The sequence below is a fragment of the Pseudomonas sp. AO-1 genome (genome assembly GCF_019775695.1).
Lineage (GTDB): Bacteria > Pseudomonadota > Gammaproteobacteria > Pseudomonadales > Pseudomonadaceae > Aquipseudomonas > Aquipseudomonas parakoreensis.
Map to the genome: position 1 here is coordinate 5518300 of NZ_CP079947.1, position 15769 is coordinate 5534068.

The following is a 15769-nucleotide window of genomic DNA, read 5'->3' on the forward strand; positions in this document are numbered from 1 at the left end:
TTATGAATGGCGCACCTAAGGAATTTCACCATGCCTAATCCCAACCAAAATCCGCCCCAAGCGGAAAGCACCTCCCCCTACGAATCCCTCGATTCAAAAAAGCTCCACGACGCCGCCGAACGCGCCCTCGACCACTACCTGAAACCGCCCGCCGCCGCTGTGAGATGCCACAAACCCAGCAGCATGTTCCAGGTCGCCCCCGACATGGACAACGAAAGCCTGCTGGTTCACGCCTGTGAATCACTGGCCTCGGCGAGCATCATGACCAGCGACATTGCGGCCTACGTCGACAGCCCGCAGCGACAAACGATACTGGCGATCCAGCAAATCATCATGCTCGCCGAACTGGCGGTGAATCGGGTGCTGGATAACGTGGAAAGCAGCCAATCTGCAGCACACAGCTGAGCCATTGTGGGAGCGGGCGAGTCGGTTAGAGACTGGTCGGCTGTCAGGCCGCCTTCGCGAGCAAGCCAGCTCCCACAAGGACTGAGTGGATTCAGTTAGTTCCAGGTCGGCTATCAGGCCGCCTTCGCTGGCAAGCCAGCTCCCACAAGGATTGAGTGGATTCAGTTAGTTCCAGGTCGGCTGTCAGGCCGCCTTCGCTGGCAAGCCAGCTCCCAAAAGGATGGAGTGGATTCAGTTAGTTCCAGGTCGGCTGTCAGGCCGCCTTCGCTGGCAAGCCAGCTCCCACAAGGATTGAATGGATTGAGTTAGATCCAGGTCGGCTGTCAGGCCGCCTTCGCTGGCAAGCCAGCTCCCACAAGGACTGAGTGGATTCAGTTAGTTCCAGGTCGGCTGTCAGGCCGCCTTCGCTGGCAAGCCAGCTCCCACAAGGACTGAGTGGATTGAGTTAGATCCAGGTCGGCTGCCAGGCCGCCTTCGCGAGCAAGCTCACTCCTACAGAAAAGCAAAGCAGTCCAGGCAAACCGCATGCTTTTCACCATTCAACAGGATGAGCGTTAGCTCGGCTGCAGCTCTTGATCTTGCCGTGCCGGCCCCTTCGGCAGGCTGAGTGGAGGGGGTTATCCGGGGGTGGGAGCGCAGCGACCGTTCGACGCAGTCGAACACATCGAGAGGAGGTGCAGCGAAGCAAACCGGAGGCGATGCCCCCGGATGAACCCCGCAACGAAGGTACCCGAGCCTGAGCGAGGGCCGTACGCCGGGGCCCAGCGTTTTGGTTACTTTTGGGCGTCTGCAAAAGTGACTCGCCGTAAGGGCGAAACCGCCAGCCGCAACACCCGAAGCAACGGATAAACACCCAAAACCCCAGGAGCATGGTCGGCCCAGAGGCCGCCAAGACAAGCCAAACCCCACAAAGAAATGTTAGCGTGCTTGGTAATAAAGACAGCCGAGCCCAAGCCCAATGAAAAAAACAGTCCTGGCCTTCAGCCGCATCACCCCGCCCATGATCGAACGCCTCCAGCAAGAGTTCGACGTCATCGTCCCCAACCCGAAGAACGGTGACATCAACGCCCAATTCAACGAAGCCCTGCCCCACGCCCACGGACTGATCGGCGTCGGCCGTAAACTCGGCAAAGCCCAACTCGAAACCGCCACAAAACTCGAAGTGGTCTCCAGCGTCTCCGTCGGCTACGACAACTACGACCTCGATTACTTCAACCAACGCGGAATCATGCTCACCAACACCCCGGACGTGCTCACCGAAAGCACCGCCGACCTCGCCTTCGCCCTGATCATGAGCAGCGCCCGCCGCGTCGCCGAACTCGATGCCTGGACCAAGGCCGGGCAGTGGCAAGCCAGCGTCGGCGCGCCATTGTTCGGCTGCGACGTCCACGGCAAGACCCTGGGCATCGTCGGCATGGGCAACATCGGCGCCGCCGTCGCCCGCCGTGGCCACTTCGGCTTCAACATGCCGATTATCTACAGCAGCAACAGCCGCAAGCCCGAACTGGAACAACAACTCGGCGCACACTTTCGCAGCCTCGACCAGTTGCTCGCCGAAGCCGATTTCGTCTGCCTGGTGGTGCCGCTCAGCGACAAGACCCGCCACCTGATCAGCCATCGCGAACTGGGCCTGATGAAGCCGGGCGCGATCCTGGTCAACATCTCCCGTGGTCCGGTGGTCGATGAGCCAGCGCTGATCGAGGCGCTGCAGAACAATCGCATCCGTGGCGCCGGTCTCGACGTCTACGAAAAAGAACCGCTGGCCGAGTCCCCGCTGTTCCAGTTGAAAAATGCTGTGACATTGCCGCACATCGGCTCGGCCACCGGAGAAACCCGCGAAGCCATGGCCAATCGCGCGCTGGCCAACCTGCGCAGCGCCTTGATGGGCGAGCGTCCAAAGGATCTGGTGAACCCGCAGGTCTGGCGCGGTTAAACAAAATCGGGCAAGTGCCAAAAGACACTTGCCCGACACGTTATGCACGCCCACATACTTTGCAATTCAACCCGACACCAAAACAATAGACCCCGCTATAAACTCTCCCGACATATCGAACCCTCGACAAATGTTATGGAGAACACACTTGAACGCTCTGACCATGGATAAAATTATCCGCTACAGCAAAGTCATACTGATGAGTTACTTCAGTTTTTTTGGCTTGCTGATGATGTTCAGCAATTTCACCGACTACGGTTCAAACTACGAATATGTCGCGCACGTCCTGAGCATGGACACGACCGAACACAACGCCAACCTGCGCTACCGCGCCATCACCTCGCCAATGCTGCACCACCGTATCTATTGGCTGATCATTACCCTGGAAGTCACTTTCAGCGCATTTTGCATGTTGGGTGTCTATCAATTACTCAAGAACATCAACGGCTCCAGCGAGGAATTCCATGAAGCCAAGAAGTTTTCGATCATTGGTCTTTTAATCGCTGTTTTCATCTACTACGTATGTTTTCAAGTTGTCGGTGTCGAATGGTTCGACATGGACACTTCAAAGATCTGGAACGCCAAGGATTGGGCCCGACATATTGTCGACTTTATCTTGCCGTTGATGATTTACATCGTGATAAAAGTCGAGCGCTGAACATCAGCGCTCGCACAGTTACAGCCTCACGCCAACTTGCCCTGACGGGGCAATGCCACGGCACGAGGTTTACGAAATACCAAGACGTTGCCAAGCATGACCAACACCAGGCCGACCAGCGCCGGAGCAGTCCACTGGTAGCCTTCGGCAAACGCCGAAACGTTTAGCGCCACCACCGGGAACAACACTGTGCAATAGGCCGCGCGCTCCGGGCCCATGCGCCCGACCAGCGTCAGGTAGGCAGTGAAGCCAATCACTGAACCCGGGATCACCAGATACAACAGCGCGCCGACGTAACGTGGCGACCAGTCCATGTCGAACGCAATACCTTTGACCAGGCACCACACCGACAACATCGCCGCCCCGTAGGCCATGCCCCAGGCATTGGTGGTCAACGGTTTCAGACCGGCCTTCTGCTGCAGACTCGACAGCATGTTGCCCGCCGAGAAACACAGCGTGCCGCACAGGGCCAACGCCAGACCGAGCAAGGTCTGCGGACTGGCTTGATGGCCGGACAGTTCCGGCCAGAACAACATCCCCAGACCGAACAAACCGAGCGCGCCCCCCATCAGCACATTGCGCGCAATGCGCTGGCCGAAGAACACCCGCGCATTGAGCGCGTTCCACAAGGTGGCGGTGGAAAACACCACCGCCACCAGACCGCTGGGAATCCACTGGCTGGCCGTCAGAAAGCACATGAAGTTGACACAGAACAGGCACAACCCCTGCGCCACGCAGATCAAATGACCGCGGCGATTCATCGGTTGCAGGCGCCGACTGAGCAGCAACAGCACGAACAGCACCAGCGCGGCGAGGCCGAAGCGATAGACGATCGACACCGGAATCGCCACCACCCCCAATTGCCATTTCAGGGCAATCCAGGTGGTGCCCCAGATCAGCACAGTCAGCAGATACAGCGAAAGGTTCATGGCGAGACTCCTAAGGACACCGGACCTCTGTGGCGAGCGAGCTTGCTCGCGCTTGAGTGCATAGCACTCACTGATGGGGCCGCTGTGCAGCCCGGCGGGAGCAAGCTACCTCGCCACAGGGTTGTGTTGTATGGAGATTCAGGATGCGGCAGCAACGATCGGGGCGCTTGCAGATTCTTGCGCTTTTGTCGCCCGACAGGCTGGCAGCGCGAAGGCTACGGAGTAGGATGCAAGGCGTTGGAGAGAACCGCACATGGCCGCTATTGATACCCTGCAAGTCTTTCAAGCCCTCAACCGCTCGCCGAACGCACGCCTTGTGCACAGCGCCGAGCTCGGTGACGGCTTGTCTGCGGCTTTGTGGACCAACCATCATGATGCCCAGGAGTACGAAGCGCCGAGCCACCACACGCTGTCCTGCTACATCGCCGGCGGCACCGGCACCTTTCGGCGCGGGCAGCCGGGGCACAAGGGCGGGCCGGACAAGTTGTGCATCCTGCCCGCCGATCACCAATCCGGCTGGGTGATCAACGGTGACATTCGCCTCGCTCACCTGTATTTCAGTGCCGAGCAATTTGCGTTGGGCTGCGTCACCTTGCTCGATCGCGAGCCGCGAGAAATGCAGTTGCGCGAGCAGACTTTTCTCGAAGATCCGCAACAGGCACAGCGCTTTCGGCAATTGCTCACGCTGAACTGGGACGAGCCGGCCGAACGTTTGCTGACCAGCAGCCTCGCTCACGAATTGATCAGCCACACCCTGCTCAGCCAGGTCGGCGCGCGCCAGGGTTTGCGCCTCAAGGGCGGACTGGCGCCCCACCAGCGCCGGCAGTTGGTGGAGTTCATCGACAGTCAATTGGCCGAACCGATCAGCCTAGGGCAACTCGCCGGTCTATGTGCGTTGTCGGAATACCACTTTGCGCGGATGTTTCGCGTGAGCTTCGGCTTGCCGCCGCATCAGTACGTGCTGGCGCGACGCATGAGCCGGGCGCGGGAGTTGTTACGCTGCACCGCGTTGCCGCTGGGAGAGATTGCGCTGGCATGCGGGTTTGCCAGCGCCAGTCATTTCACCAACCGGTTTCGCCAAGTGTTGGGTGGGACGCCTGGGGAATATCGGCAGGCGTTTTTGCGTTAGAGCCAGATCAAAAGATCGCAGCCTGCGGCAGCTCCTACAGGGGAAACGCATTCCAACTGTAGGAGCTGCCGCAGGCTGCGATCTTTTGCTGTTTTCGGATCAGAACTCCAGCGTGCTGGAGAGCGAAATCTGCCGCGAATCGCCCATCGATACAAAGAACCGGCTCGCCGCCGAGGTGTAGTAGGTGCGGTCAAACAGGTTCTTCACGTTGAGCTGGAACTTGACCTTCTGCCCTTCGAGTCGGGTGTCGTAAGTGGCGAACGCATCGGCCACGGTGTAGCTCGGCAGGTCGAAATCATTCACCGCGTTGCCCGCGCGCTCACCAACATACCGCGCCCCGGCGCCGACCCGCAGCTGATCGCCACCGATCACGCTGCCGAAGTCATACACCGCCGACAATGAGCCGCTGTTTTTCGCCACGTTCTGCAGGCGATTGCCTTTGTAGTCGGGGTCTTCGGTGACCTCGGCATCGGTGTAGGCATAGGCGCCGATCAGGCTCCAACGGTCAGTCAGTTGACCGGTCAGGTCCAGTTCCAGGCCTCGGGAACGCACTTCGCCAGCCGCGCTGTAGATCGTGGTCGGGCCTTCAGAATTGGAGACCAGCACGTTGCGCTTCTTGATGTCGAACAACGCGATATTGCCAGTGATGCGCCCTGGCATATCCAGACGCGCCCCCAGTTCCCACGACTTGGCTTCTTCCGGCGCGATGCTGCCGTCGAGCACGGTGCTGCTGCCGCTGAGCGGGGCGATGGTCGAGTTGGGTTTGAACGATTCGGTGTAGCTGCCGTAGAACGACAACTCGTCGGTGTAGCGATACACCAGACCGGCGCGCGGTACGAACTTCTGCCCGTTGCTGTCGGTGTTGGCCTTGAACGGCACCCCCTTGCCGGCGTACTGGTCGTACTCCTGAAAACGTCCACCGGCGACCAGAATCCATTGGTCATTGAGGTGAATGGAGTCCTGCAGAAACACCGAATCGCTGCGCAGCAGATCGGTCTGCGCGCTGTCCGCCGGGCTGACCGTGGTGCCTTCGACTTCACGGCCATACACCGGATTGACGTAGCTGAAGGTGCTCAGGCTTTTCTGTCGGATCAGGTCGGCACGGTAGATTTTGCGGTACTCGTCGTCGACGCCGAACACCAGATCATGTTGCATGCCCAGCAGGTTGACCTTGCCCTCAAGGCTGGCGGTGGTGAAGCGGTCGGTGCTGATCGCGCCTCGCGTGCCGTCCATGCTGCGGGTCAGTGTGCCTTTTTTGGTGTCGATGGCGGTCACGCGGACTTGGCTGGCGTCGTAGGTTTCGCGGTTCCAGCTGTAACCGAAGTGGGCTTTCCAGTCGTCGTTGAGTTCGTGGTCGGCCTCGAAATGGTAGAGGTCCGAGCGGCCATCCATGTCGTTGAACGGCTCGTCCAGACGCTCGTTGCGCGAGATGTCCAGCGGGTGGTTGGTGCGCGGATCGATCACCGTGCCCCGGTCGAACGGCGTGAGGAACTCGCGATGCTCGTAGCCGAACGACAGCTGGGTGCGCTCGCCATACCAGGCCAGCGAAGGCGCGATCAGCGTCTCGCGATGGGTGCCGTAGTTGCGCCAGTAATCTTCGTCTTCATGGTCCAGCACCAGCCGGTAGGCCAGCCCGGATTCACCCAGTGCCCCGGTGCTGTCGAAGGTGCCGCCGCTGCCATTCTTGCCGTCGCCGTAGCTCGAACCGCGCAGGGTCAGCGCGTTGTATTGGGTCAATTCCGGCTTTTTGCTCACCAGATTGACCACCCCGCCCGGGTCCTGAATGCCGTAGAGCAACGAGGCCGGGCCCTTGAGCACTTCGACCCGATCGACCGTCGCGTTCATGCCACGGCCCTGCACGATCGGCATCCCGTCGCGCATGATCGAGCCATTGCGGTTGTCGCCGAAGCCGCGGGTCATCACCGAGTCCTGGGTGCTGCCCAAGGTGTTGCCCTGGGTGATGCCGCTGACATTGGCCAGCGCATCGTCGAGATTGCGCGGGGCCTGATCGCGGATCACCTGGGCCGGGATCACGTTGACGGTCTGCGGGATTTCCTGCAGCGACGCCGAGGAGCGCATCACCGAACTGGTCTGCGGCGGCTGGTAGCTCATCGACTCGTCGCGGGACGAGGTGATGGTGGTGGCGCCGAGGTTGAGCGCACCGGCGGTGGGCTGCGGTTCCAGCGCCAGGGTGTGGCTGTCGGTACGGCGGAAGGTCATGCCCGAACCACTGAGCAGGCGTTGCAGCGCTTGTTCGGCGCTCATCTGGCCGCTGACGGCCGGGGCGTTAATGCCGTACGGCGCCTCATCGGTGTAGACCACGCTCTGCCCGGTGACGCGGCTGAAATCGCTCAGGGCCTGGGGCAGCGGTTTGGCGCTCAGGGAAAAATTGAACTGCTTCTGCGCGGGGCTGCTGACGGCTTCAGCGGCGAGTGCAACGCTCATCGGCAACAGCGCCAATGCTGAAAAACTCAATGCCGAAACGCCCAACCACTGTTTGACCGAACCCGATTTTGCCCTGGACTTCATTGCTCAATGACCTGTGTAGAACCGCAACGGATGCGAATGACTCGCAGTTTCAGTCACTACACGGATGGGGCTGTGGTTTACCTCACCACAAACTTGAAAATATTTTTTGGGACGTGCGTTTTCAGTGCCGACGCCTTCGCGAGCAGGCTCGCTCCCACAGGGAATGCATTCCAAAGGTGGGAGCGAGCCTGCTCGCGAAAGGGCCAGCCCCCTCATCGCAGAATAATCAGATGCCCCAACACCTGACGCTGCTCAAACCCCATCACCCCTTGCAGCGAACTCAAAACAGCCTGCGGATCCTCGCTCGGAAAACTGCCGCTGACCTTGCGCGCAGCCAACTCATCGTTGAGTACAACAATCCGCCCTGGGTAATAGCGACGCAAATCCTGCACCACATCGGCCAGCGACGCCTTGTAGTATGTCAGCCAGCCCTGCCGCCAGGCCAGTTGTGCTTCGCTGTCCACGGCGTGCAGTTTTTCTGCGCGGCCTTGTCCGTAAGCCACTTGCTGGCCAGCCGTCAGAATCTGCTGTTGCGCATTGCGATCCGCCGTCACGCCAACGCGCCCGGACAACACCGTGACCTGCGCGCCCTGCGGTTGCAGACGCACTTCGAACTGCGTACCGAGGACCCGCGCCTCGCCTTTCTCAGCCTCGACCACAAAGGGGTCACCGGTGTGCGTCACACTGAAAAATCCGGCACCGCGACGCAATTGCACATGCCGCTCGCCATGACTGAAATCCACCGCGATGGCACTGTCGGCATCCAGCGTGACTTGCGATTGATCGGCCAGGGTCACCGTGCGGACTTCCCCCGGTGCCGAAACGTAATCGGCACCCAGATCATCGATCCAGCGCTGCGGCTGCCAACCCGTGCCAAGGCTGATCATCAGCATCAGACACGCGGCCATCGCCAGCGCGCCCGACCAGCGCAGCAGCGTTGAACGACGTGGACGCTCCATTGCATTGAGGTAGCCCTGCAACGCAAACGCGTCCTCATCGGCCAGGGTGCGCGCCGGACTTTCGCTCAACTCCCACACGACTTGCGCCTGGGCGTAGGCCTCGGCGTGAGCCGGGTCGGCGCGCAGCCACTGGCTGAAGGTCAGTTGATCGCCGGTGCTCGGGCGGTCGTGCAGCAGACTCAGCCAGGCGAGTGCGGCCTGTTCCTGAGCGGGCGTGGGGATGACGCGGTCGGTGGCTTTCACGGTGCTTTCCCTGGCAGGCGTGGCGCGGGTTCGCGCAGGCTGGCCTTGCAGGCCTCAAGGGCGCGCATCATATGTTTTTCCACGGCACTTTGAGACAGGCCCATCGCCTTGGCGATGTCTGCGTACTTGCGACCGTGAATGCGATTGAGCAAAAAAATCTGCCGGGTGCGCTCGGGCAAGGCGCGCAACGCCGCCTCGACATGGCGCAGATCATTGCCCGCTTCGAGCGCGGCTTGCGGTTCGCTGCCGTGGCTGTCCGGCGCATCCGGTTGCCAGCCCTCGTTGATCCGCACCCGCGTGCCTTCGCTGCGCAAATGATCGATGGCGATGTTGCCGGCGCAACGCAACAGGTAGGTGCTGAGTTCTTCGACCTGCACCAGCGGCCGCCGCCAGAAACGCAGGAACAGGTCCTGCACCAGATCCGCCGCCGTGGCCCGGCAACCAACGCGCCGGTTGACCAGCGCTTCCATTTGCGAGCGCTGCGACAGGAACACCTGGAGAAAATGCGCACGCGCGCCGTGCGGCTCGTCGTCGCGAGATTCCGGAGGATGACCGATCAGCATCTCAGCACCGCGCCCAAGCAGCGACCGGACTGGCCAGCAGGCTCAACCCGGCCAGTGCGAGTGCCAGACGTGGGCGATAGGGCAGCAACAACACCAACGCCAAGGCGCTGAGCATGAGCACCGCGAACCAGTCGACCAGACCGAAACCCCAGCCGTTCGCCCCGACAGCTGCCCAGAGCGACAGCCCGAGCAACAGCCACCCGGCGAGTTTCAGAACCCGTGCACGTCGGGCCGAGGGTTTGTTGCCAAGCAGCTCATCGTGGTGCCGTGGCATCGACAGACACAACGCGCTGAACCCGGCATAGCACAGCAACAACGCCAGCAACATCAGCTCACCTCCTGCTCAAGCGTGATCGGCCGCGGCTTTTCGCGGGGAGTTTTTTTCACGCTGACGGCGCTGCCGGCACGCTGCATTTTCCAGGCGGCCCAACCGAGGAACAGGCCTGCGCCCAGGCACGTCAGATCGAAACCCGCCAGCGTCCAGTCGCCTTGCGCCAGCGTTACGCCGAGACTCCATGGCGTGGCCAGATTGATCAGTGGCACCGCGATAAACAGCACGCCAGCCAGCCCCAGCTGTTCGACCCAGGCCGTTCGCCCCTTGCACAGCAGCGCATGCACCACGCTCAAGGCCCAGGCGATAAAAAACGCATTCACTTCTTGATCGGCGCGCCCGGCCAGGTCCGCCGGCAACAGGCGATTGGCCAAAAAGAACACCGCCACCGCCGCTGTCAGCCCGGCCATGCTGGCGATGTTCAGCACCTCCACCACGCGCAATTCGAACGGCATCACGCCGCTTTTGGCATGTTTGAGCTGGCGCTTGCCGAGCCAGATCACCAGCCCGGTGCCGATCATCGCGGTACTCGCCAGACCGCAGATGAAGTACAGCCAACGCAGGATCGGGCCGGCGAAATGACCGATGTGCAAACCGTAGAAACCACTGGCGATCGTCATCGGCAGCGGCTTGTCGGGCGTGGCGCCGAGCATCTGCCCGGTGACGCCGTTGAAGGTCAGGTTGCTGGCGTACTCATAGGCGATCCGGTCAGAACTCGCGCGCGACAGCTGCACCGTGGCATTGGCGTCGCCGGGGTTGATGACGCTGACCCGCGCCGTATGCCCCCCCGCCCACTGCTCGCTTGCCCGTACCAAAAAGGGTGCCAGCGGTGGCAGCGAACTCGCTTGAGCGGCGCGTCGCGGGGTTGGCGTTTCGGGAAACATGTCTTGGTAAAACGCTTCGCGATCAGTGCCGTAGGACGCCAGTATGCTGGCCGGCATGACCATCGCCATGAAAATCACCAGGCTGCTGTAAGTGATCATCAGATGAAACGGCAGCACCAGCACGCCGACCGCGTTATGCCCGTCGAGCCATGAACGCTGGCCTTTGCGCGGGCGAAAGGTGAAGAAGTCCTTGAAGATTTTCTTGTGGGTGATGATGCCGGTGATCAGCGCAATGAACATTACCATCGCGGCTGTCGTCGCCAGCCAGCGGCCCCACGGATAAGGCATTTGCAGCTGGAAATGGAAGCGATAAAAGAACTCGCCGCCCCGGCTGTCCCGGGCGTGTATTTCTGCACCGGTCTGCGCATCGAGTGTTTTTTGCGTGAAGCTTCCGCGCTTGCCGGCTTCGGCCGGTGTGTCTTGCCAGCGCACAGTCAACGCAGGATCACGGGCATTCGGCAAATCAATCAACCAACGCGAAGCAGCCGGCGCGTGCTGCTGCAGATAGCCTTGCGCCAGGCTCAGGCTGTTCGCTGAATCGATGGCGTGCACGGGAATTTCCGGCTGCATCCAGTGGCTGATTTCATCCTTGAAATAGGCCAGCGTTCCGGTCAGGAAAATCGCAAACAGCAGCCAGCCAAACACCAGTCCCGTCCAGGTATGCAGCCAGGCCATCGACTGACGAAAGCCCTCCTTCATGCGTAGCCCAAGCCCCGCGCGGCGCCGGATACCGTCGCCAGAATCACGCTGGGCACCAGCAGACCGACCCACGCCGACCACGCCGTGCGACAGGCGAAACACCAGAGCACCGCGACCAGATAAACCAGAAAGGAAATGGTCATGCCGGTCACCACCGCTTCGGCACGACTCAACGGTAGCCACAGCGTCAGGGCGACACTGGCCAGCGCCGCAACCAGATAGCCGCCGAACACCGCCGCCAGCACCCGCGAGGTGATGGCCAGACGATAGGACATGGGAAGTGAGGCGAGTTTGCCTTTCATGTTTCGACCCTGAAACGAAAAAACGTCCAGCCGATAAAGCCGAACCAACAGGCGAGCAATATTAATGATAAATATTCTCATACGCAAAAGCATCTGATTGCCGGGCAGCGCTACACACCCCTACAATGCGAACAGTTCTTGTTCTCTAACGCATCGATCATGCGCCCGGAGTAATACCCTTGTCGTCCGCCCATCCCGTCGAATCGCTTTACCACGACCACCACAGCTGGCTCACCGGCTGGTTGCGGCGCAGACTCGGCTGCCCGGACAGCGCCGCAGATCTGGCCCAGGACACCTTCATTCGCGTGCTCAGCGCCCGCGAACCTGCAGCGATCATCGAACCGCGCGCCTTTCTCACTACCCTCGCCAAACGCGTGCTGTTCAATCATTACCGTCGCCAGGACCTGGAACGCGCCTATCTCGAGACCCTGGCGCAGATGCCGGAAATGGTTGCGCCATCGGAAGAAGACAAAGCGATCATCCTGCAAACCCTGATCGAGCTGGACCAGTTGCTCGATGGCTTGCCGCGCTTGGTCAAACGCGCCTTTTTGCTGGCGCAGGTCGATGGCCTGACTTATCCGCAAATCGCCGCCGAGCTGGGCATCTCCGTAGCCACGGTCAAGCGTCATTTGCAAAAAGCCGCCCTGCGCTGCTATTTCGCCCTATGAACCGCGTCCCGGATTTCTCTGCGCAAGTGGCCGAACAGGCCGTGCACTGGCTGATGGAAATGCAGCAGGGGACGCTCTCCCCGCGCCAGCAACAAGCCTGGCAGCAATGGCTGGACGCCCACAGCGAACACCGTCGCGCGTGGGAGCACATGCAGCGGGTCAACCAGCGCTTGCGCGGTGTATCTTCGCCATTGGCCCATGCCGCGTTGAACGGGCCGAAGTCCTCCAGCCGCCGTCAGGCGCTCAAATTGCTCCTGCTTCTCGGTGCCGGTTCCGCCGTCACCTGGGGCATGCGCGAGCACAATCCGCTGCCGACGCTGCTCGCCGATTACCGCAGCCCGTTGGGTCAGCGCCGCAAGGTGGCGCTGGGCACGGGCAGCCAGTTGCAGCTCAATACCGCCAGTGCAGCGGACGTGGACAGCACGCAACGACTGATCCGTCTGCTGGAAGGCGAGATCCTCCTGAGCACCACGCAAGCGTTCGAAGTGCGCACGGCGCAAGGCACTCTGCAAACCCGGGCGGCACGCCTCAACGTGAGGCAGTTCGCCGATCGCACGCAGGTGGCAGTGTTTGAGGGTCAAGTGGAGTTGAATGCCCAAGGGCGTGCGCCGATGTTATTGCCCATCGCCCGTCAGCTGAGCTTCAGCGCCACCTCGATCAGCGAAGCCAGGCCACTGGACGCCAACAGCGGCGCCTGGGCGGACGGCATGTTGATCGCCGCGCACATGCGCCTGGGCGACTTCCTTGAAGAGCTTGGGCGCTACCGTCGCGGCCAGTTGCATTGCGATGCGAAAGTGGCCGACTTGCTGATCTCCGGGACTTATCCACTGGACGACAGCGAGCGGATTCTGGATCTGCTGCAAATCAGTCTGCCGGTGAACGTACGGCGGTTTACCCGCTATTGGGTCAGCGTCGAGGCTCGGGTTTAGCAGCAAGATCAAAAGATCGCAGCCTGCGGCAGCTCCTACATTGGCTCGGTGTACATCCTGAAGGAGCTGGCGAAGACTGCGATCTTTTGCTCTCGAAAAATAAATGAGCCGTTTTTCAGATCTGGCGTGACAGAGAAGGAAAGCCCCTTTGATTCAACCTTCTCAGGATCAACCTTCATGCACCCCACCCGCCTCACGCCACTGGCCCGCCGCCTGCGCAACCTCGTACTGGGCGCCAGCCTGAGCTTCAGCGCTCTGCCAGCCATGGCCACCGAAACCAAGGTTTACCACATCGCTCCGGCGTCGCTGGAAAACGCCCTCAACCAGTTTGGTCGTGAGGCCGGCGTGCTGATTTCCTTCGGTTCGCCGATCACCCGCGGCGTGCAAAGTCGTGGCCTGGAAGGCAGCTACACCGCCGCCCAAGGTCTCGATGCATTGCTCGAGGGCACCGGCCTGCAAGCCCGCGCCGAAGGTAACAACGCGTTCAGCCTGCAACCGGTCGGCGACACCGCGCTGGAGCTGGACGCCTCGAAAGTCGTCGGTGACTGGCTCGGTGACGCGGCGCAGGTCAACGTGTTCGAGCATCCGGGCGCCCGCGACGTGATCCGCCGTGAAGACTTCGAACGCCAAGGCGCGACCCAGGCGCGCGATGTGCTCAACCGCATCCCCGGGGTCAACGCGCCGGAAAAGAACGGCACCGGCAGCCACGACATGGCGCTGAACTTTGGCATTCGCGGTCTTAACCCGCGCCTGGCTGCACGTTCGACGGTACTGATGGACGGCATTCCAGTGCCGTTCGCCCCTTACGGCCAGCCACAGTTGTCGTTTGCGCCGATCAGCATGGGCAACATGGACGCGGTGGATGTGGTGCGTGGCGGCGGCGCGGTACGTTACGGCCCGCAAAACGTCGGCGGTGTGGTCAACTTCGTCACCCGTGCCATCCCCGATGAGCCGACGGTCAAGGGTGGGTTCCAGACAGAAACCAGTCCGTCGTCGAGCCATGACGGCTTCAAGACCAGCGCCAATCTGCTGGCCGGCGGCACCAATGCCAACGGTCTGGGCGGCGCGTTGCTGTATTCTGGCACTCGCGGTGGCGACTGGCGTGAACACAGCGACAGCGAGATCGACGACCTGATTCTCAAGGGCAAATACCAGCTCGACGAGGCCAACAGCTTCAACGCCATGGCCCAGTATTACGAAGGCAAGGCCGACATGCCCGGTGGCCTGAGCGTCGCCGATTACGACGCCGATCCGTACCAGTCGACGCGCCTGAAAGACCAGTTCTGGGGTCGCCGCACAATGTTCAACTTTGGCTATCGCTATCAGGAGGATCGCCGCGAATTCACCGCCAACACGTTCTTCACCAAGACTTTGCGCAGCGGCTATCTGGATCAGGGCAGCTTCCTTTCGCTGTCGCCACGCGAGTATTGGGTGCGCGGTTTCGAAACACGTTTCGCCCAAGGCTTCGACCTCGGCCCGACCAGCCACGAAGTCGGCGTCGGTTATCGCTACATCAACGAGGCCGGCCACGAGTTGCGCTATCGCACGCCGATCAGCAGCAACCAATACCCGACCACCAACAGCCGCAACGACCGCGACACCCGCGGTGGCACCGAAGCCAATGCACTCTTCGTCGACGATCGCATCGACATCGGCAAATGGACCATCACCCCGGGCATGCGCTACGAGATGATCGAGTCGCAGCAGACCAACAATCTGACCAACGTCAAATATCAAGGCGACTACAACACCGCGCTGCCGGCACTGAACGTGCTGTATCACCTGACCGACAGCTGGAATCTGTACGCCAACACCGAAGGCTCGTTCGGCAGCGTGCAGTACAGCCAGATGCCTAACCGCGTGAGCAGCGGCGAAGTGAAACCGGAGAAGGCTCGCACCTGGGAACTCGGCACCCGTTACGACAACGGTGCATTGCGCGCGGAGATCGGCGCATTTCTGATCAACTTCGACAACCAGTACGAAAGCAACCAGACCAATGATTCAGTGATCGCCCGTGGCGAGACCCGTCATCAGGGCATCGAGACCAGCGTCAATTACGCACTGGATGACTTGAGCCCGGCACTGGCCGGTTTCGATGTATACGCCACTTATGCCTATGTCGACGCGACCATCCGCGAAGACGGGCCGAACAAGGGCAACCGCGTACCGTTCTCTTCGAAACACAAAGGCACGATTGGCGTCGGTTACACCGAAGGGTCGTGGAAGCTCAACTTTGACAGTAGCTTCCAGAGCGACCAGTTCGCCGACAACGCCAACACCTCCAAGGAAAGTGCTGACGGCAGCACCGGCAAAATCCCCGGCTACATGCTGTTCAGCAGCCGCGCCGGTTACGACTTCGGCCCGCAACTGTCGGATCTGAACGTGGCAGTGGGGGTGAAGAACATCTTCAACACGCAGTATTTCACCCGCTCGTTTGATGACAACAACAAGGGCAAGTACGTGGGTGAACCGCGCACGGTGTATGTACAAACGTCTGTAGCTTTCTAAAAAAACTGTGGCGAGGGAGCTTGCTCCCTCGCCACACTGTTCAGCAACACAAACAAAAACGGGCCTGCTTGCGCAGGCCCGTTCTCATGGGGTGGCTTGA

Annotated in this window: 14 protein-coding genes; 7 read left to right on the forward strand and 7 right to left on the reverse strand. The window is 61.0% G+C overall.

The features are described from left to right. Positions 1-30 precede the first annotated feature (30 nt). The 3 genes from KVQ82_RS25210 to KVQ82_RS25220 all read left to right on the forward strand — a co-directional run bounded on the left by KVQ82_RS25210 (position 31) and on the right by KVQ82_RS25220 (position 2996). Positions 31-405, forward strand: a complete 375-nt coding sequence (locus KVQ82_RS25210; protein ID WP_222016455.1) for a DUF6124 family protein — start codon at positions 31-33, stop codon at positions 403-405. Positions 406-1363: 958 nt separating this feature from the next. After that, positions 1364-2338, forward strand: a complete 975-nt coding sequence (locus KVQ82_RS25215) for a D-glycerate dehydrogenase (RefSeq protein WP_222016457.1) — start codon at positions 1364-1366, stop codon at positions 2336-2338. A gap of 148 nt (positions 2339-2486) precedes the next feature. Further along, positions 2487-2996: a DUF2165 family protein gene (locus KVQ82_RS25220; protein WP_222016459.1), complete on the forward strand. Its 510-nt coding sequence runs from the start codon at positions 2487-2489 to the stop codon at positions 2994-2996. Between the two features lie 26 nt (positions 2997-3022). On the opposite strand, the gene KVQ82_RS25225 is transcribed toward KVQ82_RS25220, so the two are convergent. After that, complete coding sequence (locus KVQ82_RS25225) at positions 3023-3925, reverse strand: DMT family transporter (protein WP_222016461.1); 903 nt, start codon at positions 3923-3925, stop codon at positions 3023-3025. Between the two features lie 253 nt (positions 3926-4178). On the opposite strand from KVQ82_RS25225, the gene KVQ82_RS25230 reads away from it, so the two are divergent. Then, on the forward strand, positions 4179-5054 hold the full coding sequence (locus KVQ82_RS25230; RefSeq protein ID WP_222016463.1) for an AraC family transcriptional regulator: 876 nt from the start codon (positions 4179-4181) through the stop codon (positions 5052-5054). A gap of 99 nt (positions 5055-5153) precedes the next feature. Here KVQ82_RS25230 and KVQ82_RS25235 read toward each other — a convergent pair whose 3' ends face one another. The 6 genes from KVQ82_RS25235 to KVQ82_RS25260 all read right to left on the reverse strand — a co-directional run bounded on the left by KVQ82_RS25235 (position 5154) and on the right by KVQ82_RS25260 (position 11564). Beyond that, the gene (locus tag KVQ82_RS25235) at positions 5154-7583 is read right to left on the reverse strand and encodes a TonB-dependent receptor (RefSeq protein ID WP_222016465.1); all 2430 of its coding nucleotides are present in this window, start codon (positions 7581-7583) and stop codon (positions 5154-5156) included. Between the two features lie 212 nt (positions 7584-7795). Beyond that, positions 7796-8785, reverse strand: a complete 990-nt coding sequence (locus tag KVQ82_RS25240) for a FecR family protein (protein ID WP_222016467.1) — start codon at positions 8783-8785, stop codon at positions 7796-7798. Continuing rightward, positions 8782-9348, reverse strand: a complete 567-nt coding sequence (locus KVQ82_RS25245) for an RNA polymerase sigma factor (protein WP_041073983.1) — start codon at positions 9346-9348, stop codon at positions 8782-8784. The genes KVQ82_RS25240 and KVQ82_RS25245 overlap by 4 nt, the downstream gene beginning before the upstream one ends. Before the next feature lies 1 nt (position 9349). Further along, the gene (locus tag KVQ82_RS25250) at positions 9350-9676 is read right to left on the reverse strand and encodes a DUF3325 domain-containing protein (RefSeq protein ID WP_222016469.1); all 327 of its coding nucleotides are present in this window, start codon (positions 9674-9676) and stop codon (positions 9350-9352) included. After that, complete coding sequence (locus tag KVQ82_RS25255) at positions 9676-11262, reverse strand: PepSY domain-containing protein (protein ID WP_222016471.1); 1587 nt, start codon at positions 11260-11262, stop codon at positions 9676-9678. The genes KVQ82_RS25250 and KVQ82_RS25255 overlap by 1 nt, the downstream gene beginning before the upstream one ends. Beyond that, positions 11259-11564 carry a DUF3649 domain-containing protein gene (locus tag KVQ82_RS25260; protein ID WP_041073980.1) on the reverse strand — a complete coding sequence of 102 codons (306 nt, stop codon included), beginning with the start codon at positions 11562-11564 and terminating at the stop codon, positions 11259-11261. The genes KVQ82_RS25255 and KVQ82_RS25260 overlap by 4 nt, the downstream gene beginning before the upstream one ends. Positions 11565-11743: 179 nt before the next feature. Here KVQ82_RS25260 and KVQ82_RS25265 point away from each other — a divergent pair, with 179 nt between their 5' ends. The 3 genes from KVQ82_RS25265 (at position 11744) to fecA (ending at position 15669) form a co-directional block, all read left to right on the forward strand. Beyond that, positions 11744-12232, forward strand: a complete 489-nt coding sequence (locus KVQ82_RS25265; protein WP_086793825.1) for a sigma-70 family RNA polymerase sigma factor — start codon at positions 11744-11746, stop codon at positions 12230-12232. Beyond that, positions 12229-13161, forward strand: coding sequence for a FecR domain-containing protein (locus KVQ82_RS25270; protein WP_222016473.1), 933 nt, complete (start codon positions 12229-12231; stop codon positions 13159-13161). The genes KVQ82_RS25265 and KVQ82_RS25270 overlap by 4 nt, the downstream gene beginning before the upstream one ends. Before the next feature lie 177 nt (positions 13162-13338). Next, positions 13339-15669: a TonB-dependent Fe(3+) dicitrate receptor FecA gene (fecA, locus tag KVQ82_RS25275; RefSeq protein WP_222016475.1), complete on the forward strand. Its 2331-nt coding sequence runs from the start codon at positions 13339-13341 to the stop codon at positions 15667-15669. Positions 15670-15769 lie beyond the last annotated feature (100 nt).

What these genes read in the sequence shown, in the direction of transcription:
- KVQ82_RS25210 (WP_222016455.1), top strand. Translation starts at nt 31, where the DNA reads ATGCCTAATCCCAACCAAAATCCGCCCCAAGCGGAAAGCACCTCCCCC.
- KVQ82_RS25215 (WP_222016457.1), top strand. Translation starts at nt 1,364, where the DNA reads ATGAAAAAAACAGTCCTGGCCTTCAGCCGCATCACCCCGCCCATGATC.
- KVQ82_RS25225 (WP_222016461.1), bottom strand. Translation starts at nt 3,925, where the DNA reads ATGAACCTTTCGCTGTATCTGCTGACTGTGCTGATCTGGGGCACCACC.
- KVQ82_RS25230 (WP_222016463.1), top strand. Translation starts at nt 4,179, where the DNA reads ATGGCCGCTATTGATACCCTGCAAGTCTTTCAAGCCCTCAACCGCTCG.
- KVQ82_RS25235 (WP_222016465.1), bottom strand. Translation starts at nt 7,583, where the DNA reads ATGAAGTCCAGGGCAAAATCGGGTTCGGTCAAACAGTGGTTGGGCGTT.
- KVQ82_RS25245 (WP_041073983.1), bottom strand. Translation starts at nt 9,348, where the DNA reads ATGCTGATCGGTCATCCTCCGGAATCTCGCGACGACGAGCCGCACGGC.
- KVQ82_RS25250 (WP_222016469.1), bottom strand. Translation starts at nt 9,676, where the DNA reads ATGTTGCTGGCGTTGTTGCTGTGCTATGCCGGGTTCAGCGCGTTGTGT.
- KVQ82_RS25255 (WP_222016471.1), bottom strand. Translation starts at nt 11,262, where the DNA reads ATGAAGGAGGGCTTTCGTCAGTCGATGGCCTGGCTGCATACCTGGACG.
- KVQ82_RS25260 (WP_041073980.1), bottom strand. Translation starts at nt 11,564, where the DNA reads ATGAAAGGCAAACTCGCCTCACTTCCCATGTCCTATCGTCTGGCCATC.
- KVQ82_RS25270 (WP_222016473.1), top strand. Translation starts at nt 12,229, where the DNA reads ATGAACCGCGTCCCGGATTTCTCTGCGCAAGTGGCCGAACAGGCCGTG.
- fecA (WP_222016475.1), top strand. Translation starts at nt 13,339, where the DNA reads ATGCACCCCACCCGCCTCACGCCACTGGCCCGCCGCCTGCGCAACCTC.